General features: G+C 71.7%; 23 protein-coding genes and 1 pseudogene. 10 read left to right on the forward strand and 14 right to left on the reverse strand.

Annotation, left to right across the window (positions count from 1 at the left end):
- Window positions 1-132: 132 nt before the first annotated feature.
- From ABZ193_RS08760 to ABZ193_RS08770, 3 genes are read right to left on the reverse strand one after another with little or no spacing between them, the layout of a single operon-like run.
- The gene (locus tag ABZ193_RS08760) at window positions 133-633 is read right to left on the reverse strand and encodes a DUF2771 family protein (protein WP_027935695.1); all 501 of its coding nucleotides are present in this window, start codon (window positions 631-633) and stop codon (window positions 133-135) included.
- Between the two features lie 22 nt (window positions 634-655).
- Window positions 656-2,386: an MFS transporter gene (locus ABZ193_RS08765; RefSeq protein WP_354709447.1), complete on the reverse strand. Its 1,731-nt coding sequence runs from the start codon at window positions 2,384-2,386 to the stop codon at window positions 656-658.
- A 41-nt stretch (window positions 2,387-2,427) separates the two neighbouring features.
- Window positions 2,428-3,204 (reverse strand): glutaminyl-peptide cyclotransferase, encoded by a 777-nt coding sequence (locus ABZ193_RS08770; protein ID WP_354709449.1) that lies wholly within the window; start codon window positions 3,202-3,204, stop codon window positions 2,428-2,430.
- Between the two features lie 49 nt (window positions 3,205-3,253).
- On the opposite strand from ABZ193_RS08770, the gene ABZ193_RS08775 reads away from it, so the two are divergent.
- Together ABZ193_RS08775 and ABZ193_RS08780 are read left to right on the forward strand one after the other, a co-directional pair.
- Window positions 3,254-4,075 (forward strand): DUF3027 domain-containing protein, encoded by an 822-nt coding sequence (locus ABZ193_RS08775; protein WP_354709450.1) that lies wholly within the window; start codon window positions 3,254-3,256, stop codon window positions 4,073-4,075.
- The gene (locus ABZ193_RS08780; RefSeq protein WP_354709451.1) at window positions 4,059-6,809 is read left to right on the forward strand and encodes a molecular chaperone Hsp90; all 2,751 of its coding nucleotides are present in this window, start codon (window positions 4,059-4,061) and stop codon (window positions 6,807-6,809) included. Before ABZ193_RS08775 ends, ABZ193_RS08780 begins: the two co-directional genes overlap by 17 nt.
- Here the strand turns inward: ABZ193_RS08780 and ABZ193_RS08785 are convergent.
- On the reverse strand, window positions 6,806-7,048 hold the full coding sequence (locus ABZ193_RS08785; protein ID WP_020416899.1) for a DUF2530 domain-containing protein: 243 nt from the start codon (window positions 7,046-7,048) through the stop codon (window positions 6,806-6,808). The two genes, ABZ193_RS08780 and ABZ193_RS08785, sit on opposite strands and share 4 nt — an antisense overlap.
- A gap of 101 nt (window positions 7,049-7,149) precedes the next feature.
- Here ABZ193_RS08785 and ABZ193_RS08790 point away from each other — a divergent pair, with 101 nt between their 5' ends.
- Window positions 7,150-8,607: an NCS2 family permease gene (locus ABZ193_RS08790; RefSeq protein WP_354709452.1), complete on the forward strand. Its 1,458-nt coding sequence runs from the start codon at window positions 7,150-7,152 to the stop codon at window positions 8,605-8,607.
- A 1-nt stretch (window position 8,608) separates the two neighbouring features.
- Here ABZ193_RS08790 and ABZ193_RS08795 read toward each other — a convergent pair whose 3' ends face one another.
- Entirely contained in the window at window positions 8,609-9,184 is a 576-nt protein-coding gene (locus tag ABZ193_RS08795) for a TetR/AcrR family transcriptional regulator (RefSeq protein ID WP_020416897.1), read from the reverse strand.
- Window positions 9,185-9,253: 69 nt separating this feature from the next.
- Here ABZ193_RS08795 and ABZ193_RS08800 point away from each other — a divergent pair, with 69 nt between their 5' ends.
- The 3 genes from ABZ193_RS08800 to ABZ193_RS08810 all read left to right on the forward strand — a co-directional run bounded on the left by ABZ193_RS08800 (window position 9,254) and on the right by ABZ193_RS08810 (window position 11,796).
- The gene (locus ABZ193_RS08800) at window positions 9,254-9,844 is read left to right on the forward strand and encodes a dihydrofolate reductase family protein (protein WP_354709454.1); all 591 of its coding nucleotides are present in this window, start codon (window positions 9,254-9,256) and stop codon (window positions 9,842-9,844) included.
- Window positions 9,845-9,904: 60 nt separating this feature from the next.
- Complete coding sequence (locus ABZ193_RS08805) at window positions 9,905-10,327, forward strand: MarR family transcriptional regulator (protein ID WP_020416895.1); 423 nt, start codon at window positions 9,905-9,907, stop codon at window positions 10,325-10,327.
- A 194-nt stretch (window positions 10,328-10,521) separates the two neighbouring features.
- On the forward strand, window positions 10,522-11,796 hold the full coding sequence (locus ABZ193_RS08810) for an MFS transporter (RefSeq protein ID WP_237338987.1): 1,275 nt from the start codon (window positions 10,522-10,524) through the stop codon (window positions 11,794-11,796).
- A 138-nt stretch (window positions 11,797-11,934) separates the two neighbouring features.
- On the opposite strand, the gene ABZ193_RS08815 is transcribed toward ABZ193_RS08810, so the two are convergent.
- Window positions 11,935-12,921: a hypothetical protein gene (locus ABZ193_RS08815; RefSeq protein WP_237338981.1), complete on the reverse strand. Its 987-nt coding sequence runs from the start codon at window positions 12,919-12,921 to the stop codon at window positions 11,935-11,937.
- A 35-nt stretch (window positions 12,922-12,956) separates the two neighbouring features.
- On the reverse strand, window positions 12,957-13,826 hold the full coding sequence (locus ABZ193_RS08820) for an MBL fold metallo-hydrolase (RefSeq protein ID WP_237338980.1): 870 nt from the start codon (window positions 13,824-13,826) through the stop codon (window positions 12,957-12,959).
- 78 nt (window positions 13,827-13,904) lie between these two features.
- Between ABZ193_RS08820 and ABZ193_RS08825 the strand changes: the two genes are divergently transcribed.
- Window positions 13,905-14,336, forward strand: coding sequence for a MarR family transcriptional regulator (locus ABZ193_RS08825; protein ID WP_237338979.1), 432 nt, complete (start codon window positions 13,905-13,907; stop codon window positions 14,334-14,336).
- Window positions 14,337-14,424: 88 nt separating this feature from the next.
- Here ABZ193_RS08825 and ABZ193_RS08830 read toward each other — a convergent pair whose 3' ends face one another.
- The 4 genes from ABZ193_RS08830 to ABZ193_RS08845 form a co-directional block, all read right to left on the reverse strand.
- Complete coding sequence (locus tag ABZ193_RS08830) at window positions 14,425-15,213, reverse strand: arylamine N-acetyltransferase (protein WP_237338978.1); 789 nt, start codon at window positions 15,211-15,213, stop codon at window positions 14,425-14,427.
- 100 nt (window positions 15,214-15,313) lie between these two features.
- On the reverse strand, window positions 15,314-15,934 hold the full coding sequence (locus ABZ193_RS08835; RefSeq protein ID WP_017985168.1) for a superoxide dismutase: 621 nt from the start codon (window positions 15,932-15,934) through the stop codon (window positions 15,314-15,316).
- A 163-nt stretch (window positions 15,935-16,097) separates the two neighbouring features.
- Window positions 16,098-16,757 carry a biliverdin-producing heme oxygenase gene (locus ABZ193_RS08840; RefSeq protein ID WP_237338977.1) on the reverse strand — a complete coding sequence of 220 codons (660 nt, stop codon included), beginning with the start codon at window positions 16,755-16,757 and terminating at the stop codon, window positions 16,098-16,100.
- A gap of 76 nt (window positions 16,758-16,833) precedes the next feature.
- Window positions 16,834-18,336 (reverse strand): glutamate-cysteine ligase family protein, encoded by a 1,503-nt coding sequence (locus ABZ193_RS08845; protein WP_237338976.1) that lies wholly within the window; start codon window positions 18,334-18,336, stop codon window positions 16,834-16,836.
- A gap of 227 nt (window positions 18,337-18,563) precedes the next feature.
- Here ABZ193_RS08845 and ABZ193_RS08850 point away from each other — a divergent pair, with 227 nt between their 5' ends.
- Together ABZ193_RS08850 and ABZ193_RS08855 are read left to right on the forward strand one after the other, a co-directional pair.
- Window positions 18,564-19,373: an RNA methyltransferase gene (locus tag ABZ193_RS08850; RefSeq protein ID WP_237338975.1), complete on the forward strand. Its 810-nt coding sequence runs from the start codon at window positions 18,564-18,566 to the stop codon at window positions 19,371-19,373.
- A gap of 35 nt (window positions 19,374-19,408) precedes the next feature.
- The gene (locus tag ABZ193_RS08855; protein ID WP_020416886.1) at window positions 19,409-20,005 is read left to right on the forward strand and encodes a DUF2537 domain-containing protein; all 597 of its coding nucleotides are present in this window, start codon (window positions 19,409-19,411) and stop codon (window positions 20,003-20,005) included.
- A 23-nt stretch (window positions 20,006-20,028) separates the two neighbouring features.
- On the opposite strand, the gene ABZ193_RS08860 is transcribed toward ABZ193_RS08855, so the two are convergent.
- Window positions 20,029-20,547, reverse strand: a complete 519-nt coding sequence (locus tag ABZ193_RS08860; protein WP_020416885.1) for a DUF2231 domain-containing protein — start codon at window positions 20,545-20,547, stop codon at window positions 20,029-20,031.
- A gap of 59 nt (window positions 20,548-20,606) precedes the next feature.
- Here ABZ193_RS08860 and ABZ193_RS08865 point away from each other — a divergent pair, with 59 nt between their 5' ends.
- Window positions 20,607-21,128, forward strand: a complete 522-nt coding sequence (locus ABZ193_RS08865; protein ID WP_020416884.1) for a hypothetical protein — start codon at window positions 20,607-20,609, stop codon at window positions 21,126-21,128.
- Here the strand turns inward: ABZ193_RS08865 and ABZ193_RS08870 are convergent.
- Window positions 21,117-21,487: pseudogene (locus tag ABZ193_RS08870) on the reverse strand (DUF5615 family PIN-like protein). The gene ABZ193_RS08865 and the pseudogene ABZ193_RS08870 overlap by 12 nt on opposite strands.
- A complete protein-coding gene (locus tag ABZ193_RS08875) occupies window positions 21,484-21,714 on the reverse strand; it encodes a DUF433 domain-containing protein (RefSeq protein WP_020416882.1) in 231 nt (76 codons plus the stop codon). Before ABZ193_RS08875 ends, ABZ193_RS08870 begins: the two are co-directional and overlap by 4 nt.
- Between the last annotated feature and the right edge of the window lie 15 nt (window positions 21,715-21,729).

Genomic DNA, 21,729 nt, shown 5'->3' on the forward strand with positions numbered 1-21,729 from the left:
TCGGTTCACGTTACGCTTTCCCGCCTTGACGCGACTTCTCGGCAACCGAACACTGAAAGATCGGGTTCGGGAGGGGCAGATCCGGGCGTAGCGAAGCGAAGCCCGGCGCCCTAAACACCCGCGTAGCGGGCCCTACGAACCCGGCTCAACCTGAAGAGACCAGAACGCCCGCGCCACCAACTGCGGATTCCCGTTCTCATCGAGAATCGGATTCCCAGCCTGATCAGCCGCATACGCAGCCCCGAGCTGCTGCACCTCGACCACCACGAGCTGGTCGTCCGGCGCGGCTCCGGTGGCCGTGTAGGCCAGCTTGTCCCCGGGCGAGAAGAACTGCTGCTTCACCGGCTGCAGTTCGCCCTTGGCGTTGGCGTACTGGACGTTCACCAGCCAGGGCGTGTCGCCGATCTCGGACGGCACGGAGATCTGCACCGGCTTGCCCGGGCGCACCTTCAGCCTCACCGCGGCGTCCGGGTTCTCCGAGCACGACTTCAACAGCGCGTCGCAGTTCACGATCGGCTCGGCGTTGACCGTGTGGCCGTCGCCGAAGAACGTGACCTCGGGCGGGCCGACCGTGGCCGAGCACCCGGTCAGCGCCAGCGCCCCGGCCGACAGCAACAGCAAAGTTCGCCGCATGCCGGAAACCCTACGGGTCGGCTCACTGCACCCGCGGAGCGGCCCCGTTGCCGGTCCGCGCCGGCCTGCGGTCCCGCCTGCTGCCCAGCCCCGGCAGGAGCGACGAGCCCCGCTCCAGCAGGAACGTCTGCGCCAGCCCCACCGCCAGCAGGATCGACACCACCAGGAACCCGATCCAGTACGTCGGCGGCAGCAGCAGCCCGATCGCGCCGCCGAACACCCACGCCAGCTGCAGCACCGTCTCCGACCGGCCGAACGCCGACGCCCGCGACTCCTCCGGCAGGTCGCGCTGGATCACCGCGTCGAGGCTGATCTTCGCCAGCGCGCTGGCCGTCGCGCCGACGAGACCGACGATCGCGGCCGTGACGATCCCGGCCATGACCGCCGCGAGGATCGTCGAGGCCAGCGCCGCGCCCACGCAGCCGAGGACGACCTGGCTGGGGTGCCCGAAGCTCAGCCGCGACCCCAGCGCGTTGCCGACGAACCCGCCGACCCCGGCCGCGCCGCCGATCAGGCCGAGCAGCAGCAGCTGCATGAACGGGGTCTGCCCGGTCTGCTCCGCCTGCGCCTTCACGGCGAACGCGGCGAACATCATCAGGAACCCGGTGAGGATGCGGATGGTCCCGTTGCCCCACAGGGCGAGCACCACGTCGCTGCCGAGCGGCTGTCGTTTCTTCTTCTTCGCCGGGTGGGCCTTGAGCGTCGCCGGGACCTCGCCCTCGGTCACCTCGACCCACGCCGGGATCCGCATCGCCTGCACGGCGCCCGCCGCGCAGATCAACGCGGTGAACCACAGCGCGCCCGCGGACCCGAACAGCGCGTTCACGCCGGAGGCGATGGCGCCGAACACACCACCCGCCGCGAGCCCGAACACCGTCAGCCGCGCGTTGGTCTTCGACAGCGTGATGTCCGGCGGCACCACCCGCGGGGTGACCGCCGACTTCAGCACCGTGAACGACTTGGACAGCACCATCTTCCCGAGTGCGGCGGGGTAGAGGCCCCAGTCGTTGAAGTGCAGCGCCATCAGCACGGCCATCAGCACCTGGCCGACCGAGGTGAGGCACATCGCCAGCCTGCGGCCGCGCTGGATCCGGTCCAGCAGCGGGCCGATGACCGGCGCGACGAGCGCGAACGGCGCGATGGTGATCAGCAGGTACAGCGCGACCTTGCCGCGGCCCTCGCCGCTGGTGGCCGCGAAGAACAGGGTGTTGGCCAGCGCGATGGCCATCGCCGCGTCGCTGGCGTAGTTCAGCATCACCGCGTACGTCAGCGAGGTGAGGCCGGACTTGTCGGCGCCGTCGGCCTTCGTCGCGCGCTGGAACATGCCGACCGCGCGGCCGCCCAGCTCGCGGCTGCGCAGCGCGGCGACGCGGGTGACGGTCAGCTTCTTCGGCATCCGGGGCAGCGGCCCGGCGGTCGCCTCCGTGCGGTGCTCTGCCGCCGGCTCCGGCTCCGCGCGCGCGCTGTTGTCCGCGTACCCGTCGGTGTTGTAGTGCTCGTAGAGCGGTTCGGTGCGGCGGGGCGGCGGCTCGCTGTGCCACGGCCGCTGCTGGGGCGGCGGGCCCTGCCGCGGCGGGTATGGCCGCGCGCCACGCGGTGGTGGCGGCGGGGGTGTGCGCCCGCCTGCCGGGAACGCGCTCGTCGGCGCCTCGTCCGCGTTCGGCACCGCGGCCGACTCCGGGTAGAAGCGCCCCTGGGCGCGCCACGGCTGCCCGGCACCCGGTGCCGGTGTCCACTTCCGTTTGCGCCCCACACGTCAATCTTGCCGTATTCCTGGGCCGACGCGCTCGGTGATCAGGAAGCGGGCACGAATTTCACCCGGAACATCACCGGCCAGAGCTTCCCGGTGATCAGGAACTCGTCCGTGCCGGGGATCGCGGCGATGCCGTTGAGCACGTCCGCGGCCGATGCCTGGGCCGGGGTGAGCAGCCCGGCCGCGGTGATCTGCCCGGTCACCTCGCCGGTCGCCGGGTCGATCCGCAGGATCCGGTCGGTCTGCCACACGTTCGCGTACACCGCGCCGCCGGCGCACTCCAGCTCGTTGAGCTGCGAAAAGGTCTGCTTGCCGTAGCGCACGGTGACCTCGCCGGTCACCGCGAACGTCGCCGGGTCGCGGAAAGTGAGCCGGTCGGAGCCGTCGCTCATCACCAGACGGCCGCCGTCGTGGCACAGCCCCCAGCCCTCGCCGTCGTAGGGCACCCGCCGCAGCTCGGCGAGCGTCCGCGCGTCCCGCTCGATCGCGACCCCGTTCTGCCAGGTCAGCTGCCACAGGGTCGGCCCGGTGACGGTGATGCCCTCACCGAAGAGCGGCGCGGGCAGGTCCACGCGCGTGGTGGGCGGCTGCCCGGGCGCGCCCGCCCGCACGGACGACTGCCCGACCAGCCCGGTGCCCTCGTACAGGGTGGCGCCGGAGAACTCGAGCCCCTGCGTGAACGCCGCCGGATCGTGCGGCAGCGTCTCCAGCACCTGCACCGTGAGCTGCGGAACCGCGGCCGGCGCGGGCGGTGCGGCCGCCGCGCAGCCCGCGAGCGCGACGACCGTGGCGAGGGTCAAGGTGATCAGGGTGCGCACGCCTCCACCCTGACACGGCGGCCGGAGGCGCGCGGGGCACAATTGGGGTATGACGCTGCTGCTCACCCTGGACGACGGCTCCGTGGAGCGCGCTCTCGCCGAGGCAGTCGACCTCGCGCGCGAGGTCGCGGTCGAAGAGGCGGGGGCCGAGCAGGTCGGGGCGCACGTCGGCGTGTCGCGTGAGGACGCGGTGTCGGCGAGCCACCTCTTCGAGGCCAACGTGCCCGGCTACCGCGGCTGGCGCTGGTCGGTGACCGTCGCGAGCGCGGGCGCGGACGCCCCGGTGACGGTCAGCGAGGTCGTGCTCGTGCCGGGCCCGGACGCCCTGATCGCCCCGCAGTGGGTGCCGTGGGAGCGCCGCGTGCGGGCGGGCGACCTCGGCGTCGGCGACATCCTCCCGCCGGACAAGGACGACCCGCGACTGGTCCCGGCGTACCTCCAGTCCGACGACCCGGCGGTCGAGGAGGTCGCGCACGAGGCCGGGCTCGGCCGGGTGCACGTCCTGTCCCGATTCGGCCGCGAGGAGGCCGCCACCCGGTGGCACCGCGGCGAGTTCGGGCCGCGGTCGGACATGGCGCGCAGCGCGCCGGCCCACTGCGGCACGTGCGGCTTCTACCTCCCGCTGGCCGGTTCGCTGCGCGCCGCCTTCGGAGTGTGCGGCAACGAGATCGCCCCGGCGGACGGCAACGTCGTGCACGCCGAGTACGGCTGCGGCGCGCACTCCGAGGTCGAGGTCGAGGTGACCTCGTCGGTGCCGGTCGCCGAGCTGGTCTACGACGACTCGCTGCTGGACATGGAGCCGGTCGAGGAGCCGAAGACCGAGACGGGCGCGACCCCGGACGCCGAGACGGTGAGTGAGTCAGCTGAGTGATCCGTTCGGCACCGAGGCGCTGCGGGCCTCGGTGCTGCGGGCCTGGCGGGACTCGCCGACCCGGTTCACCGAAGACACCAACGCCGAGACCGACCTGCGGGTCGGCGGCTACCGCGACCGGCTGTTCGTCGAGCTGGCGCAGAACGCGGCCGACGCCGCCGCGCTCGCCGGCACTCCCGGCACGCTGCGGGTGTCCGTGGCAGGCGACGAGCTCCGCGTCGCCAACACCGGCGCGCCGCTCGACGCCGCCGGCGTGGCGTCGCTGGCTTCGCTGCGGGCGTCGGCCAAGCAGGGCGACACCGTGGGCCAGTTCGGCGTCGGTTTCGCGGCGGTGCTCGCGGTCAGCAGCGAACCGCGGGTGATCTCGCGGACCGGCGGCGTCGCGTTCTCCGAGGCCCGCACCAGGGAGGCCGCCGGGCGCGACGGCGCGGTGCCGGTGCTGCGCCTGCCGTGGCCGGTGGACGAGGACCTGCCCGACGGCTTCGACACCGAGGTCCGGCTGCCCCTGCGCGAGGGCGTGGACGCGGACGAGCTGCTGGCCCGCCTGCGGGACGAAGCCGAGGACCTGCTGCTGTCCCTGCCCTGGCTGGCCCGGATCGAGGCGCCCGGCGCGGAGTGGGCGCGGTCCGAAGTGGATGGTGTGGTGGAGCTGTCCACCCCGTCCGGGACGGTCCGCTGGCTGACCAGGGTCGGCGAGAACGTGGTGTGGGCGAAGCCGGTCGACGGGCGCCTGACCGAGGACGTGCTGCACGCGCCGACGCCCACCGACGAGCGGCTGTCGTTGCCTGCCCGGCTGATCGCGACGGTGCCGCTGGAGCCGTCCCGCCGCCGGGTGCTGCCCGGCGCCGACGAGGCGCTCGCCGCGGCCGCCCGCGAGTACCCGGCCCTGGTGCGCGAGCTCGCGCCGGAGGAACGCCTGGACCTGGTGCCGGAAGCGGGTTTCCCGCTGTCCGAAGTGGACGGCAAGCTGCGTGAGCTGGTCGGCAGGCAGCTCGCGACGCAGGCGTGGCTGCCCGCGGCCGATGGCGACGACCTCGTGCCGTCGAGTGCCCGGGTGCTGTCGGTCGAGTCCCCGCGGCTGCTGGAGCTGCTCGCCGGTGTCGTGCCCGGGCTCGCCGGGATCAGCGGCTACGAGCCTGCGCAGCTCCTCGCGACGGTCGACGCCGACCGGCTCGACGTCGCCGACCTGGTCGACCTGCTGATCGGCGTGGACCGGGACCCGGAGTGGTGGCGCTCGCTGTACGACGCCGTCTTGCCGCTGCTGGACAACCACGAGGTGACCGCGGACGAGCTGGGCGCGTTGCCGGTGCCGCTGGCGGACGGGCGCACGCTGCCCGGTCCGCGCGGCGCGTTGCTGCTCGGCGCGTCCGAGCTTCTCGACCTGCTCGCCGACGCCGACGTGGGCGGGCTGCGGCTGGTCCACCCGGAGGCGGCGCACCCGTTGCTGGAGCGCCTCGGCGCGAAGCAGGCGGAGGCGGCGGACCTGCTCGACGCGCCCGCGCTGCGCGAGGCGATCGACCGCAGCGTGGCCGACGCCGAGTCCGGTTTGGACACCCGTCCGCTCGCGGAAGCCGTGCTACGACTGGTTTCCGACACCTCCGCGGAGGGGCTGGGCGCGCTCGCGTTGCCGTCGGCGGACGGCTGGCGGCGCGCCGACGAGCTGGTGCTGCCGAACTCGCCGCTGCGCGAGGTCTTCGACCCCGAGGTGTTCGAAGAGGACGGTCCGTTCTCCGTGCTGGACGCGGAGTTCGCTGAGCAGTGGCCGACCAGGGTGCTCACCGAACTCGGGGTGCTCGACGAGTTCCTGGTGGCGCCGAACGAGGACGAGCAGCCGGAGATCCGCGACCTCGACCTCGTCGCCGACGACGCCTGGCCGCAGGCGCTGCGGCTGATCGCCGGGCAGCGCGAGACCTGGCAGGCGCTGACGATGCCGGACAGCCCGTCCGCGGCGTGGCTGGAGCGCAACGCGCTGCTGGCCGGCCGCGCGCCCGCCGAGTGGCGGCTGCCGGACGCGGCGAGCCTGACCGGCCTGTACGACCCGGTGCCCGACGTCGGGGTGCGCGCGGACGTGCTGGCCGCCGCCGGGGTCCGGTCGGAACTGGCCGTGCGCAACCTCGACGACGCGGCCGACCTGCTCGACCGGCTCGGCGACTCGGACCGCGAGGTCCCGCCGGGCCTGATCCTGCGGGCGCACGCCGTGCTGGCCGCCGCGGACCTGGAGTGGGCCGAGCTGGACGCGCCGGAGCGGGTGCGCACGGTCGACGGGTCCGTGGTCGACGCCGAGCGCACCGCGGTGCTGGACTTGCCGTGGCTGGGTGCGGTGTGGGCGCCGGAACGCCTGGTCGCCGCCTCGCCGGGCGCGGACGTCGCCGCGCTGGCCGAGCTGCTGGACATCCCGCTGCTGTCCGAGCACGCCGACGCCCGGGTCAGCAGCGACGGCGAGTTCGTGCCGTGGGCGGAGATGACCGCGCTGGTCCTGGCCGCGGAGCTGCTGGACATCCCGCTGCCCGAGGGCGGGCTCGTGGTGCACGACGAGTTGACCGTCGAGGTCGACGGAGTCAAGCGCGCCACGCCGTGGTGGGTCGAAAGTGGGACGTTTCACGGGGAACATCACGCGGAGGACTCACCCGAAGGGCTGGCCCGCGCGTTCGCCTGGGCGGCAGGCCGCTGGTCCGATCGCCACCTGGTGGAAGCCGTGCTGAACGACCCCGCGACGACGACCTACCTGCTCTAGAGACCGGTCTGGGCGCTGCGCGAGCCGTGGCGGCGCGCCCAGCGCTGCCAGCTCATGATGCCCATCCCCATCAGCCCGAGCACCCCGCCGGACAGGCAGGTCCACATCCACACGTCCGCCGGGCCGCCGACGTCGAACAGGCGCAGCGCGCCCAGCACGGCGAACCCGGTGAACCACACGAGTGTGCCGACCACGACGACCGGGTAGAGCACCACCAGCCGCTCGGGTAACTCGGGCACCGGAAGCAACGGACGTTTAACATCCCCGGCGTTGATCGGATCGGCCACGTCAGGAAGGCTACCCGCGGGTCATCCCAGTGGCACCAGGTAAGGCAGGTTGCATGGCTGTGCAGGGCGGCAGGACCGGGCTCGACCGGTTCTTCAAGATCACCGAGCGCGGGTCGACCGTCGGCCGCGAGGTGCGCGGCGGGCTGGTCACCTTCGTCACGATGGCCTACATCGTGGTGCTCAACCCGCTGATCATCGGCAGCTTCTCGGCCCAGGACGCGGGCGCCCACAAGGACCTGTTCGGCAACATCCTGCCGGTCCCGCAGGTGGCGGCCGTGACCGCGCTGATCGCGGGCGTCATGACGATCCTGATGGGCGTCGTGGCGAACTACCCGTTCGCGATGGCCACCGGGCTCGGCATCAACTCGTTGATCGCGGTCAGCGTCGCGCCGCAGATGAGCTGGCCCGCGGCGATGGGCCTGGTGCTGCTCAACGGCCTGATCATCCTGGTGCTGGTGCTCACCGGCGTCCGCACGATGGTGTTCCGCGCCGTGCCGCCCGCGCTGAAGGCCGCGATCGCTGTCGGCATCGGCCTGTTCATCACGCTGATCGGCCTGGTGGACGCCGGTTTCGTGCGACGAATCCCGGACGCGGCGAACACCACCGTCCCGGTCGGGCTGGGCATCGGGGGGTCGATCGCGAGCTGGCCGACGCTGGTGTTCGTGATCGGGCTGCTGATCACCGGTGTCCTGGTGGCGCGGCGGGTCCGCGGCGCGATCCTCATCGGCGTCCTGGTCGCGACCGTGATCGCGATCATCCTGGAGGCGATCGTCAACGCCGGCCCGGCGGGCGGCACCAACCCGAAGGGCTGGAACCTCGGATACCCGGCGCTGCCCGACCAGATCGCCGGCCTGCCGGACCTCTCGCTGCTGGGCAAGGTGAACTTCGACGCGTGGGTGCAGGTCCCGGCCATCACCGCCGCGCTGATCGTGTTCACCCTGATCCTGACCGACTTCTTCGACACCATCGGCACAATGACCGGCCTCGGCAAGGAGGCCGGTCTGCTGGACCGCGACGGCGAGCTGCCCAACACCGGCAAGGCCCTGTTCGTGGACAGCCTCGGCGCGGTCGCCGGCGGTGTCGGCTCGTCCAGCTCCAACACCGTGTTCGTGGAGTCGGCGTCCGGCATCGCCGAGGGCGCGCGGACCGGGCTGGCCAACGTGGTCACCGGGCTGCTGTTCCTCGCCGCCATGTTCTTCACGCCGCTGTACGAGGTGATCCCGGTCGAGGCCGCGGCGCCCGCGCTGGTGGTCGTCGGCGCGCTGATGATCAGCCAGGTGCGGGAGATCGACTTCACCGACTTCAAGATCGCGCTGCCCGCGTTCCTGACGATCGTCGTCATGCCGTTCACCTACTCGATCACCAACGGGATCGGCGTCGGGTTCATCTCCTACGTCGTGATCCAGGCGGTGACCGGCGGGGCGCGCAAGGTGCACCCGCTGCTGTGGGTCATCGCCGTGGCGTTCGTGGCCTACTTCGCGGTCGGGCCGATCCAGGACGCGATCGGCTGAGTCACTCCGCCACGAGCCGCTCGACCGCGGCCGCGATGAGCTCGTCCCGCTCGGCTTCGCCGTACACGTCCGGCAGGGTGAGCTGCTCGACGATCATCCAGCTGAGGGTGAGGATCAGCAGCCGCACCGCGGTCGCGTCGCCGGGCAGCCCGGACTGCTCGTGGTAGGTCACGTTCGCGTCGACGTCGGCGCGCACGCGCTCGGTCAGCAGCTTGCGCAGCTCGGGGCGGCGGGTGGCTTCCAGGCGTAGTTCGAGCAGCGCGAGGTAGCCGCTGGGGAACGCGCTGATCCGTGCCACGAGTTCGCGCATGAGCTGGGTGTAGGTCGCCCGGTCCCGCGGCGCCGTCCGCTGCCGCTCGATCGTCGCGGCGTCCGGTTCCATGCGCTCGTAGAACCGCTGGGCGATCTGGTACAGCAGGTCGTCGCGGTTGGCGAAGTAGTTGGAGGCCGTGCCGGCAGGCACCGCGGCCTCTTTGTCGACGGCGCGGAACGTCAGCCCGCGTGCGCCCTCGGCGGCCAGCACCTCGATCGCGGCGTCCAGCAGTGCCGCCCGCCGCTCCTCGTTCCTGCGAACCATTTGACACCACTCCAGTTGTAGTACTACGGTCGAACCACTACAGACATAGTACTACGGATGGAGCACTTCATGCGAGAGCTGGTCTACTACATCGCGGTCACCATTGACGGCCGGATCTCGGGTCCCGGCGGCGAGTACGACTTCTACCCGCAGGGCGACGAGGGGCAGGCCGCCGCGTACAGCGCGTGGATGAACGAGCGGTTCCCGGAGACCGTTCCGACGATGATGAGAGCCGCGTTCGGTCTGGAGGACGCGCCCAATCGGCAGTTCGACACGGTCGTGATGGGACTCGGGGCCTACCGTCCCGGCTTGGATCTCGGGTTCACCAGCCCGTACGCGCACCTGCGCCAGTACGTCGTGTCGAGCACGTTCGGCCCCTCCCCGGACCCTGCGGTCACGGTCGTCGCCGGCGATCCGCTCGGCCTGGTCCGCGCGCTCAAGCAGGAGGAGGGCAAGGACATCTGGCTCTGCGGCGGCGGCAAGCTGGCCGGGGCGGTGTGGCCGGAGATCGACCGGATGGTGGTCAAGAGCTACCCCGTGGTCGCCGGGGACGGGATCCCCATGGTCGACGGCAAGTTCGACCCGACGGTCTTCGCGGTCACCGAGCGGAAGTCGTTCGACAACGGCGTGGTGGTCACCTGGTTCGACCGTCGCCGGTGATGCGATCGATTTCACCCGCGGGGTCGATTGATCGTAAGGTATGCTAACTATGTGTCCGATATGCGGGAGCCTGCCCTGGCGAGCCGGTTGCGGCTCGCGGTGGTGCGGCTGAACCGCAAGCTCCGGGCGCAGCGCACCGACGAGAACGTCTCGCTAACGCAGCTGGCGGCGTTGTCCACGCTGCACAAGTGCGGACCGCTCACGCCGGGCAAGCTCGCGGCGAAGGAAGGCGTCCAGCCGCCGTCGATGACCCGGGTCATCGCGGCGCTGGAGGACTTCGGGTTCGTCGAGCGGAGCCCGCACCCGACGGACGGGCGGCAGTCGATCGTCGCACTGACCGAGCGGGGACTGGCGTTCGTCGGGGAGACGATCTCGGTGCGCGAGGCCTGGCTGGACCGGAAGCTGGCAGAACTGAGCGGCGAGGAGCGGGAAGTGCTCGCCCGCGCCGCCGAGATCATCGACAGGATGGCGGGGAACGAATAACGGTGGGCTTCAACACGGGTACTGACGGACAGTCCGAACTGACGAACACAGGTACCCGGGGCCAGGCGCCACCCGCCGACCGCGCCGCCTGCACCGCGCCGTCCGGCCGGATGCGGCCCAAGTCCGCCGCCGCCGCGGCCCCGGAACCCACTGAGCCCGCGGAGCCCGAGGAGAAGGCGCAGCCGAAGGCGAGCATGTTCGCCTCGCTGCGGGTGCCCAACTACCGGCTGTTCTTCTCCGGCCAGATCATCTCCAACGTCGGCACCTGGATGCAGCGCATCGCCCAGGACTGGCTCGTGTTCGAGCTGTCCGGGAACAACCCGGTGGCGCTGGGGATCGCGGTGGCGCTGCAGTTCCTGCCGACGCTGATGCTGTCCCTGTGGGCCGGTGTCCTCGCCGACCGGGTGGACAAGCGCAAGCTGTGCATCGCGATCCAGAGCGGCATCGGCGTGCAGGCGCTGGTGCTCGGGCTGCTCGACGTGTCCGGTGTGGTGACGCTGTGGCAGGTCTACCTCCTGTGCTTCGTGCTCGGCATCTTCAGCTCGCTGGACGTGCCGGCGCGGCAGTCGTTCGTCGCGGAGATGGTGGGGCGCAAGCAGATCACCAACGCGGTCGCGTTGAACTCGTCGGTGTTCAACATGGCCCGGATCGTCGGGCCCGCCATCGCCGGGTTCGCGATCACGTGGGTCGGCACCGGCTGGATGTTCCTGGCGAACGCGGTCAGCACGCTGGCCGTGATCACTGGGTTGCTTCTGATGGACCCGGACAAGCTGTTCCGCGGCCCGGCCGTCGCGCGGGCCAAGGGGCAGCTGCGCGAGGGGCTGGCCTACGTGCGCGGGCGGTCGGACCTGGTTTCGCTGATGGTGCTGGTGTTCTTCGTCAGCACCTTCGGCATCACGTTCTTCACGTCGCTGGCGATCGTGGCCGGCAACGTGTTCGGCACGCAGGCCGACGGGTACGGGCTGCTGTCCACGCTGCTCGCGGTGGGGACGTTCACGGGTTCGCTGATGGCCGCCCGGCGCGGGGCGCGGGGCCGTCCGCGCGTGCGGCTGCTGCTGATCGCGGCGTTCAGCCTGGGCGCGGTCGAGTTCGTCGCCGGGTTCATGCCGACCTACCTGGCGTTCGGCATCGCGCTGATCCCGCTCGGGTTCGCCACGATCACGTTCCTGAACACGGCGAACTCGCTGGTGCAGACGTCGGTGAGCCCGGAGATGCGCGGCCGCGTCATGGGGCTCTACGTGCTGGTGCTGATCGGCGGGAACCCCGTCGGCGGCCCGATGGTGGGGTGGATGGCCGACACCTTCGGCGGCCGGTCGCCGTTCCTCATCGGCGGCGTGATCTCCGCGGTGGCCGCCGTGGCGTGCGCGGCGGTGCTGGCCCGCCGAGGCGGCATGACGACGCCGGTGCGGCTGGCCGGCCTGCGGGTGCTCAACCCGCGGCGCCGCTCGGACCGGTCGCAGGCCGCCTGACGCGCCGGTGCCCGGGCGTCGCTCGGTGTCGTGACTTGTGACGTGTGTGGGGGCGACCTTCGGGCCGAGTGCCTGGATCACCCGAGTGACCTGACCGTCCACACCCCGTCGGGCACACCGGTGCTCGGACGCTGGGGCTCAGCGTCCGAGGAGGGCGGGTAGCACCGTCTCCGCGAGTGACTTCAGGTCGCGCCCTGTGCCGGTGAACGCCAGTTCCTGGCTCGAGTTCTCGTCGAGCTTCACCGCCACCACCTCGTCGGTGATCAGGGCGGGGTGGCCGGCCAGCGTGTCGGGGTACGCGCGCGGCGTCACGTCGTCCGTCAGGGTCGCCTGCACCGTGCGCACCGTGCAGCGGCCGTCGAACCTCGGCTTCGCCGTCGACGGGCTCGTGCCCATCGCCTTCGCGAGCTGCGTACACAGCTGCCACGACACCACCGGCCACGGCGCGTCCTGGATGCCATAGCCCGGCACCGGCTCGGTCGTCCGCATCGCGATCACCGCGTCGCGGCCCTGCGCGGGCAGGTCCGGGCCGGGCGCCATGGTCGTGTCGATGACGTCCCGCGCGATCGACATGGCGAGGTCATCCAGCGTGAGGCCCGGGCGCGTGACGGCGTATCGCGTGATGTCCAAGCGCAGGTACGGGTGGACCTCGCCACTGGGCGCGTCGTCGACCAGGTGGACGTTGAGCCGCGCGTTGACGGTGCCGCTCGACTCGACCTCCGCGGCCCGCCCGGACACCGTCACCGACTGCGGCGACCGCAGGGTGGCGGGCACGTTGTCGAGGCGCAGGGTGACGTCGAGACTCCCGGTGACCAGGTGGCAGACGCTGCCCCGCACCTCGCGCAGCGTGGCCCCGCCGAGCACCGCTTCCCAGCGCTGCTCCGACAACGCCTGGCACAGCACGTGACCGGAACTGCCCGCGGGCAGCGCGGCCAGCATCTCGCCGGAGGGCATCGGCACGCGGCGCGGCAGTTCGCCGTCCTTGCCGGGCCACACGGCGGGCAGGCCGGGGGCGGGCGGCGGCGCGTCGCTGCCCTGCGACCACAGGTACCCGGCCGCGCCGGCGACGGAGGCGAAGGACAGCAGCACGCCGAGCACGATCGCGATCACTGTCGACGTCTTCACACGGCAAACGCTATCCGGTGACCGAGCGAGTTCGATCAGTGATCCCCGGTTGGGGGAAGGGGATGCCACGCCGGTGCGCCGCCGTCCCGCCGGACCCGCCCGAACACCACGTCGGCGAAGTGGATGCCGAACCCGATCGTGTCCGGTTCGGACAGTTCGGCGACGAGGCGGGCGCGATGGGCGGCGGCGTGGACGGGATCGTGGTCGACCGCCGCCGAGAACTCCGGGTGGTCCACCTGGACCGGCGAGTGCAGCGCGTCGCCGAACGCGATGAGCCGCTGCCCGCCGCCGGTGATCACGTACTCGGCGTGCCCCGGGGTGTGACCCGAGCTGATCCGGATCCGCACGCCGGGGAAGATCTCCTCCCCGTCGCGCACCGTGCGGACCTGTGGCGCCAGCGCGGCGATGTCGCGTGCCATCGCGTCGCGCGCGGCCCATTCCGGTTCGGCGACCACGTAGTCGGCGTGCGCGAAGACGGGCCGGTCGGGCGCGGGGTGCCAGGCCCAGCCGGTGTGGTCGGCGTGCAGGTGCGTGAACGCCACCGCCTCGATCTCCGACGGGGACCGGCCGAGCGTGGCCAGGTTCGCGGGCAGCGCGCCGCCGCGGATCGCGCCGCGCGGGGTGCCCGGATCGGGCGGCAGGGACTCCGGCCCGAAGCCGGCGTCGATGAGCAGCGCGCGGTCGCCGTGCTCGACGAGCAGCCCGCCGATGCTGGCCACCAGGTGGCCGGAGTCGTCCAGGTACTCCGGGTGCGCGTGCCAGAACTCGTCGGTGGTGTCCGGCAGCCAGCCGCGCGCCGGCAGGTGCACGACGCCGTCCGGCACGAACGTCACCTTCGTGTCGCCCAGCCGCACTGAGTGGATGCCGGCCTGCCGTCGCAGGCGCTCGTCGGAAGAGGTGATCATGCGTCCGACCGTAAAGCATCAAGCTTGAAACATTCAAGCTGAAAATGTACTGGCTTGACGGATCACTACGATGGGAGCATGGAACCGCAGGTCATCGCCGAACGCGAGCTGTGCGGGCTGGTGAACGGGCTGGCCCAGCAGATCGCCGACCACGTGCGCGAACGCGCCGCCGCTCTCGGGCTCACCGCGCCGCAGGCGACGGCGCTGCGGGAGATGACCGGGCCGATGACCATGCGCGAACTGGCCGAGCGCATGAGCTGCGAGCCGTCCAACGCCACCTTCGTCGTGGACAAGCTCGAGAAGCTGGAGCTGGTCGAGCGCCGGCCGCACCCCACCGACCGCCGCGCCCGTCAGCTGGTCCTCACCGCGAAGGGCGAGGAGCTGCGCGGCAAGCTCCTCGATCTCCTCGTGCGCGACTCACCGCTCGCCGCTCTCGACGCCGGTGAGCAGCGCGCGCTCCACGGCTTGCTGGAACGGGCGATCGTCCGCCGCGATCACGCCGACGGGTGAACGGACGATCTCCCGGAACCGGCCCCTTGCGGGGGTTGGTGAAGTTAGGCTAACCTAATGCTTGTCCGCTTCGTGGTGGGAGCGGCAGTCAGTTCGGGAACGGGCGGAGCCCCGGTGCCGGGAAGGATCCCAGCACCGGGGCTTCGTTCATGTCGATCCCGAAGTGCACCCGGTAGGCCTCGACCTTCTCGGTGTCGCTCAGCTCGCGCTCGGCCCGCTTGCCGTCGACTGTCTCGATCAGCTTGTCGCCCGCCAGGGTGACCCGCCCGGACGGCGTCGAGATCGTGCTCAGCACGTTCTGCGTGAAGTGCGATTCCGGCGAGGTGGCCTGCCACCAGCAGGTCGGGCCGAAGTCGGACAGCTGCCGCGGCCGCTTCTCCAGCCGGTAGGCCGGCTCGCCGTTCAGCCGCACCTCGATGTCCCCGTCCGGCGCGTCCACCACCAGGAACTCGCCCTCGGGGTCGGTCTGCGGCTCGCACGCCGTCAGCCGCAGCGGGTGGCGGGCGAAGCGGCCGAAGCCCACGTCGGCCAGCCACGGCTCGTCCAGGTCGACCCGCAGCGCCAGGTGCTCCAGCGGCCGGCCCCACTGCCCGCCGCCGAACACGCGCCCGCCCAGCAGGGTCACCGGGAAGCCCAGCTCACGCAGGAGGGCCGCGAACAGGCCGTTGAGCTCGTAGCAGAACCCGCCGCGGCGGCGCCGGACGACCTTGTCGAACAACGCGTCCTCGTCCAGCACGATCCGCTCGGGCAGGTGCACGCTGAGGTTCTCGAACGGAACCGCCAGCAGGTGGGCTTCGTGCAGCTCCCGCAGCGCCGCCGGGGTGGGGGCGGCGGGACGGCCGGCTCCGATGCGGGCCAGGTACGCGTCGACATCCATGGCAGCCAGCCTGCACCCTCCACTGTGGTCGAGGTCAAGCGGAAAAAAAGAAGGGCCCTGTCCGCGCGGGTGCGCGGAAGGACCCCTCGATCAGGCTCGCTCAGAGGAGCAGGCCGTTGCCGCCGGAGACGGCGTTGTCGAAGCGCTTGCTGATCTCGCCCCAGTTGTAGACGTTCCACAGCGCCTTGACGTAGTCCGCCTTGACGTTCTTGTAGTCGAGGTAGAAGGCGTGCTCCCACACGTCGACCAGCAGGATCGGCACGGTCGGCAGGATCAGGTTGTTGTGGTGGTCGCGCAGCTGCTGCGTGATCAGCGTCTTGCCGATCGGGTCCCACGACAGGGCGGCCCAGCCGTTGCCCTGGATCGTCGTGGCGACGGCGTTGAACTGCGCCTGGAACTTGTCGAACGAGCCGAACGCCTCGTCGATCGCCGAGGCCAGCTCGCCGGTCGGCTTGTCGCCGCCTTCGGGGGACAGGATCTTCCACCACACCACGTGGTTGGCGTGCCCGGCCAGGTTGAACGCCAGCGTGGTCTCCAGGCCGACGATCGAGCCGAAGTCGCCCTTGTCCCGAGCCTCCGCGAGCTTGTCCAGGGTGTCGTTGGCACCCTTGACGTAGGTCGCGTGGTGCTTGCTGTGGTGCAGCTCGTTGATCTGACCCGAGATGTGCGGGGCGAGCGCGCCGTAGTCGTAGTCGAGGTCAGGAAGCTCGTAGCGGGCCATCAGCCCTCCTTCTTGTCTGACGCAGAGTCCCTTGCGGTATCAAAACCTAGTCCTCGCGCGCGCGGGAAGCTAACTGGGGAGCCGCTGTCCGCACTGCGGGAACCGGTCATGTCCCAACCCTGCAATCTCCAGCTAGATGGAGGTCAACGGGGTGTGCGGATGATCACTGGGCCAGGTCGTCGAGCACCGCGATGTTGAACTCGAACGCCACCAGTGTCTCGGTGACGATCCGGTCGCGCTCGGCCCCGGTCCACGGGGTGTCGTCGAGCAGCGCCTTGTACCGCTTCCGGAACGCCGGGACGTTGTCGATGTCGTCGAAGTGGTAGAACAGCGCGCCCGGCCCCTCGACGCCGTGGGCCTTGGCCAGCAGCTTGCGCACCGCCTGTCCGCCGGCGAGGTCGCCGAGGTAGCGCGTGTAGTGGTGGGCCACGTAGCCGCCTGCCCAGTCGAAGGCGACCGACCGGATGCGGCGCACGTAGTCCTCGGTGGCCGGGACCGGCGTGACGCGGTCCCGCCACTGTTCGCCGTAGAGGAACTCCAGGTCGGCCGCCAGCGCGGGCACCCGGCGCAGCTCGTCGAACACGAACCGGCCGCCGACCGGGTCGCGGCGCATCGCGTCCGCGGCCTCCTCGATCGCCTGGTAGATGAACCAGTACTGGGCCACCAGCCGGGCGTACTCGGTCAGGTCCAGGTCGCCGTTGAACAGGTCCCGCATGTACCGGGAGTGGTGCGCTCGGTCGTGCGCCCGCCGTGTCGACTCCCTCAGGGTGGTCGAGAACGGGGTCTGGGTCAGGTCCGAGTCAACCGCGAGGGGAGCCGCCATGAGTGGCACTGTAAGCGACATCGGTCACTTAGGCTACCCTAACAAGGCCGGATTGACCCGAACAGAGCCCGGTTGATCACGGAGTGTCCACGGGCCAGGTGTGCACGGCCTCGCCGCTCCGGCTCAGTTCCAGGTAGCGCCCGAGCATGGTGTTCAACGCGGTCTCGCGGTCCTCGCCGCGGTCCTCCGCCCCGGTGACCACCGCCCGCTGCCACCACGCGCCGTTGCGGCGGGTCAGGCAGCGCTGCTCGATGACGCCGAGGTAGCGGTCGATGGCCGCTTCGGACACGTCCGCGCTGCGCAGCCCCTCGACCGCGAGCGGCAGCAGCACGCGCAGCACCAGCTCGTCCGGCGGCACCCAGCCCTGGCCGGGCCAGTAGAGCTGCGCGTCAAACCCGTTGCGCGCGCCGGCGTACAGGTTCTCCTCCGCTGCCTGGAACGACATCTGTGTCCACACCGGACGCTCCGCCTCGGCGAGCGCCCGCTGCGCGCCGTAGAAGAACGCCGCGTTGGCCATCATGTCGAGCACGGTCGGGCCCGCGGGCAGCACGCGGTTCTCCACGCGCAGGTGCGGTTTGCCGTCCACCACGTCGTACACCGGGCGGTTCCAGCGCCACACGGTTCCGTTGTGCAGCATCAGTTCCGTGAGCTTCGGCGCCTGCCCGGACTCCAGCGTGTCCAGCGGGTCCTCGCTGTCGGTCTCCGGCAGCAGACCGGGGAAGTAGCGGACGTTCTCCTCGAACAGGTCGAAGATCGAGGTGATCCACCGCTCGCCGAACCACACCCGCGGCCGCACGCCCTGGTTGCGCAGCTCCTCCGGGCGCGTGTCGGTGGCCTGCAGGAACAGCGGGATGCGGGTCTCGTGCCACAGCGCCTTGCCCAGCAGGAACGGCGAGTTCGCGCCGACCGCCACCTGCACACCCGCCAGGCACTGCGCGGCGTTCCAGTGCGTGGCGAATTCCTCCGGCGCCACCTGCACGTGCAACTGCACCGACGTGCACGCGGCCTCGGGCAGGATGGACTCGGAGTAGGCGCGCAACCGCTCCGGGTTGTGCCCGCCGAGCGGGGCGCCGTCCATGGACAGCGTCATGTTCTCCCCGCGGGCGGCGAAGATCTGGTCGTTGAGCAGCGTGTAGCGGGTGTTGTTGGTGATCCACTTCTGGTCGAAGTGGTCCTGCGCCAGTGTCGGCAGGATGCCGATCACGGCCAGCCGCGCGCCCGCGGCCGTCGCGTTCCGGTCGGCCTCGCCCAGGTAGCCGACCAGGTCGTGCTCCAGTTCGATCGCGGACTTCCCGGCGAGCGGGCGCGGCGGCACGTTCAGCTCGATGTTGTGCTGCGACAGTTCCGTGGTGAAGGACTCGTCGTCCAGCGCCTCCAGCACGGCGCTGTTCGACATGGACGGCCGCAGCCGGTCGTCCACCAGGTTCAGTTCGACCTCGAGCCCGATGTGTCTTCGCGGGAACGAGAAGCTGTCGTCGGCGAGCATCCTGGCCAGGGTGTCCAGGCACCGCTGGAGCTTGTGCCGGTACCGCGCCCGGTCCCGGGGGCTGAAGGTTTCCGCCGACACGTCCTTGCCCATGCCATCCCTGCTCTTGTCCTCGGCCGCGGCTGTGGTGATCGCCGCGGCACCCCGGCCGACAACGGTCGCACAGCGATCGTCGCGGGGTCATCGGCCAAAACGGTGGCTCCGCTGCGACGCGCCCCACCGCGGCCCCTGCTGCTCCGTTCGGCCCAGTGGTACGCATGACGTTCGGAGCACCCACCCCGACGACGGAGGATCTACCCCGAAGCCGCAGACTTCATGCCGTGGCGCAGATCGTGCGAACCGAAGACGAGGGTGATCCCAGGCTCGACGACTTCCGGGACCTCTCCACGGCGGACCGGCGACCGGACCGGCCCGGCGGGCGCGGCCTGGTGATCGCCGAGGGCACCGTGGTGGTCCGGCGCCTGCTCGCGTCAGCGTACCCGCCGCGGGCCCTGCTGGGCGTCGAGCGGCGGATCGAAGAACTCGCGCCCGACCTGGCGGACGTGCCGGTGCCGGCGTACGTCACGTCGGCCGAGGTGATGGCGAAGGTCGTCGGGTTCCACCTCAACCGGGGCGTGCTCGCGGTGGCCGACCGCGCGCCCCAGCCGGACGCGGACGAGATCCTCGCGCGGTCGCGGGTGGTCGCCGTGCTGGAGGGCGTCGGCGACCACGAGAACATCGGCGCCCTGTTCCGCAACGCGGCCGCGCTCGGGGTCGACGGGGTGCTGCTCGGCGCCGGCTGCGCGGACCCGCTGTACCGGCGGAGCGTGCGGGTGTCGATGGGCAACGTGCTGCGGGTGCCGTTCGCCGCGCTGACGCCGTGGCCGTCCGGGCTTGAGCGGGTGCGGGCGGCGGGGTTCCGGGTGGCGGCGCTGACGCCCCGCGCCGACTCGCGGACGCTGCGCGAGGTGGCCGCCGACGGTGGCCGGACGGCGCTGCTGCTCGGCTCGGAGGGGCCCGGCCTGACCGCGGAAGCGCTGGACAGCGCCGACGTCGCGGTGCGGATCCCGATGAGCGAAGGCGTCGATTCGCTCAACGTGGCCACTGCCGCGGCGGTGGCCTTCTACGAGCTCGCCGCAGCGGTAAATTGACGACGTCCTGGCGCGACGGCCGGAAAGGTGCATGCGTGGAATTGCGGGTCCGCGGCGACCGCGCCGTGCTCAAGGGGCACGGTGACGTGTACACGCGCGAGATCGACCCCCACAGCCTCGCGCTGGGTGTCGAACTGGCCGACGCGCTGCACGAGTGGGCACAGGTCGCCGCGGCGCTGCGGCGATCGGCGAACGACCCGAGCGAGGCCGCGACCGTGGTGTCCCGGCGCGGGCAGCAGCTGGCTTCGCGCGTCGCCGGGGTGATGGGCACGCCGGTGCACTACGTGGACCCGGTGACCGGGGAGCAGGTGGTCGTGCCGCCGCCACCGCGCGCCGAGGAGCCCCCGCGGCTGTTCGCCGGGGTCGGGGACGAGCCGACGCCGTGGGCGACCGGGCTGGTGGTGGCCGGGTTCGTGGCGGCGGTGGTGATCGTCGCGATGATGGCGCTCGCGATCGCGCTGGCGGCGGAGACCGCGGGCTGGCTGGTGCTGGTCGCGGCGGTCGTGGTCACCGCCGGGATCGCGCCGTCGCTGTGGCTGGCGCGGAAGCTGCCGATCATCCGGTGGGTGGCGCTGGGCGCGGCGGCCGGGGTCGTGCTGTCCTGGTTCGGCGTGCTGGCCGTCGTGTTCTGACGGACCCGGGGGTGGTGCCGGGTTCACTGGCCGTCCGGCTGGAGGGATGACCAGCGGCCAACGCCGGCGCCCTGCGCGTAGGACAGGTGCCCGCCCAGCGCGCCGCCGGCGCTGAGCGTGACCAGCCCGGCCGCGGCCCAGAAGCGGGCGGTGCGGCGGCTGGAGCGGTTCGCGGCGAGGAAGCAGCCCGCGGCGAGGGTGTTGGCGACGGCGTGGATCGCCCCGACGCGGCGCTGTGCGGTGTCCAGTCCGGAGAACTCGGCGAGGCCGGTGAGGACCGTCGGCGGGGTCGCGGCCAGTCCGATCGTGACCAGGCGCCGGGCGGCTTCGGGCTGGCCGGTCAGGTCGAGCACCGCCGAGGACAGCCACGCCCCGATCGGCAACGTGACCAGCAGCGGGTGCACGGGGTGGCCGAGCCAGGCGCCCCGGAGCAGGCGGTCGGCGGCGCCGCGGCCGATCACCTTGCGCAGGCCGCGGGCCGCGACGGAGGTGGCGGGGTCGACGGCGCGGAGGGACTCGGCGGCGGTGAGGATTCGTTTCACCAGGTCCCAGTACCCCGTGGCGGTGGTTCGATTCGCCCGGCGCGGGTAGACGTGCCCGCATGTGGGGACGAGCGGTAGCGCAGGGCGCGGTCGCCGGGCTGGCGGGCGTGCTCGTGATGACGGCGGCGGAGAAGGTCGAGCAGCGGTTCACCGGACGGCCGGACTCGCACGTGCCGGGGCGGACCCTCGCACGGCTGCTCGGGCTGCCGGACGGCAGGCGGCGGTCGGTGAACCTGGCGATGCACTTCGGGCAGGGCGCGCTGCTGGGGGCGCTGCGGGGCGTGATGGCGACGGCCGGGCTGCGCGGCCCGTGGGCGTCGGCCATGTTCTGGGCGGTCCGGCTGACGAACGACCAGACGCTGGAGAACGCGACCGGGGTGGGGGCGCCGCCGTGGACCTGGCCGCGGCGGGAGCTCGTCGTGGACCTGGCGCACAAGGGTGTTTACGCTGCCGGGACCGGGGTCGTGGCCGATTGGCTGGCTTCGCGTTATGGGGAGGGGCCGGGGCAGCGGCATGCGTCGCTGCTGCCGGGGCGGCGGTCTGGTGTGGGGCCGGTTCCGCGTAGTCGATCAGGGCAGTAATGGGAGACGACGCACGCGGAGCCAATCGTCGGCGAGCACGACGACTGCACCGCTCGCCAGATCGTCCTCGACCGTCGGAAGGTTGGCGATGATGACGGCTGCCTGATCGGCAGCTCGTCGACCGACGAGACGGCGAACGAGCAGCACCGATGGACGGTCGGCGTGCTCCCGGGCGAGGAGGGTGCCGAAGTCGGTGTCCGCCGAGATCAGGATCCGGTCTTCGTCGCGGGCACGGCCAGCACGACCGGGTCCGGAGCGGCCTGCAGACCGTACTCCCGCAGGTGGACAGCCTCGTGTCCGGCGTCGGTGAGGAGCTTGGCAACCGCAGGCGACAGATTGTTGTCGACGAGGAACCTCACGCGGTGTGCCTCAGGGGCAGCTCACGTTCCCGTACTGCTTCGGCGGCGAACCGCAGCGCCTCCACGACGTCACCAGGCGTGAGGTCGGGCAACTCGGTGACGATCTCGTCCACGGTCATGCCGTCGGCAAGCATGGCGATCACCGTGGCCACGGGTATCCGTAGGCCACGGATGCACGGCTGACCCCCCATCAGGTCAGCGTCCACGGTGATCCGCTCGAATGTCACGTGTCCGATGCTAGC

The sequence above is a fragment of the Amycolatopsis sp. NPDC006125 genome (assembly GCF_040614195.1).
Lineage (GTDB): Bacteria > Actinomycetota > Actinomycetes > Mycobacteriales > Pseudonocardiaceae > Amycolatopsis_E > Amycolatopsis_E tucumanensis.

Excerpts from the sequence above, each read along its gene's own strand:
- ABZ193_RS08760 (WP_027935695.1), bottom strand. The coding sequence starts at position 633 with ATGCGGCGAACTTTGCTGTTGCTGTCGGCCGGGGCGCTGGCGCTGACC.
- ABZ193_RS08775 (WP_354709450.1), top strand. The coding sequence starts at position 3,254 with ATGACGCTGCTGCTCACCCTGGACGACGGCTCCGTGGAGCGCGCTCTC.
- ABZ193_RS08790 (WP_354709452.1), top strand. The coding sequence starts at position 7,150 with ATGGCTGTGCAGGGCGGCAGGACCGGGCTCGACCGGTTCTTCAAGATC.
- ABZ193_RS08795 (WP_020416897.1), bottom strand. The coding sequence starts at position 9,184 with ATGGTTCGCAGGAACGAGGAGCGGCGGGCGGCACTGCTGGACGCCGCG.
- ABZ193_RS08800 (WP_354709454.1), top strand. The coding sequence starts at position 9,254 with ATGCGAGAGCTGGTCTACTACATCGCGGTCACCATTGACGGCCGGATC.
- ABZ193_RS08805 (WP_020416895.1), top strand. The coding sequence starts at position 9,905 with ATGCGGGAGCCTGCCCTGGCGAGCCGGTTGCGGCTCGCGGTGGTGCGG.
- ABZ193_RS08810 (WP_237338987.1), top strand. The coding sequence starts at position 10,522 with ATGTTCGCCTCGCTGCGGGTGCCCAACTACCGGCTGTTCTTCTCCGGC.
- ABZ193_RS08820 (WP_237338980.1), bottom strand. The coding sequence starts at position 13,826 with ATGATCACCTCTTCCGACGAGCGCCTGCGACGGCAGGCCGGCATCCAC.
- ABZ193_RS08825 (WP_237338979.1), top strand. The coding sequence starts at position 13,905 with ATGGAACCGCAGGTCATCGCCGAACGCGAGCTGTGCGGGCTGGTGAAC.
- ABZ193_RS08830 (WP_237338978.1), bottom strand. The coding sequence starts at position 15,213 with ATGGATGTCGACGCGTACCTGGCCCGCATCGGAGCCGGCCGTCCCGCC.
- ABZ193_RS08835 (WP_017985168.1), bottom strand. The coding sequence starts at position 15,934 with ATGGCCCGCTACGAGCTTCCTGACCTCGACTACGACTACGGCGCGCTC.
- ABZ193_RS08840 (WP_237338977.1), bottom strand. The coding sequence starts at position 16,757 with ATGGCGGCTCCCCTCGCGGTTGACTCGGACCTGACCCAGACCCCGTTC.
- ABZ193_RS08845 (WP_237338976.1), bottom strand. The coding sequence starts at position 18,336 with ATGGGCAAGGACGTGTCGGCGGAAACCTTCAGCCCCCGGGACCGGGCG.
- ABZ193_RS08865 (WP_020416884.1), top strand. The coding sequence starts at position 20,607 with ATGTGGGGACGAGCGGTAGCGCAGGGCGCGGTCGCCGGGCTGGCGGGC.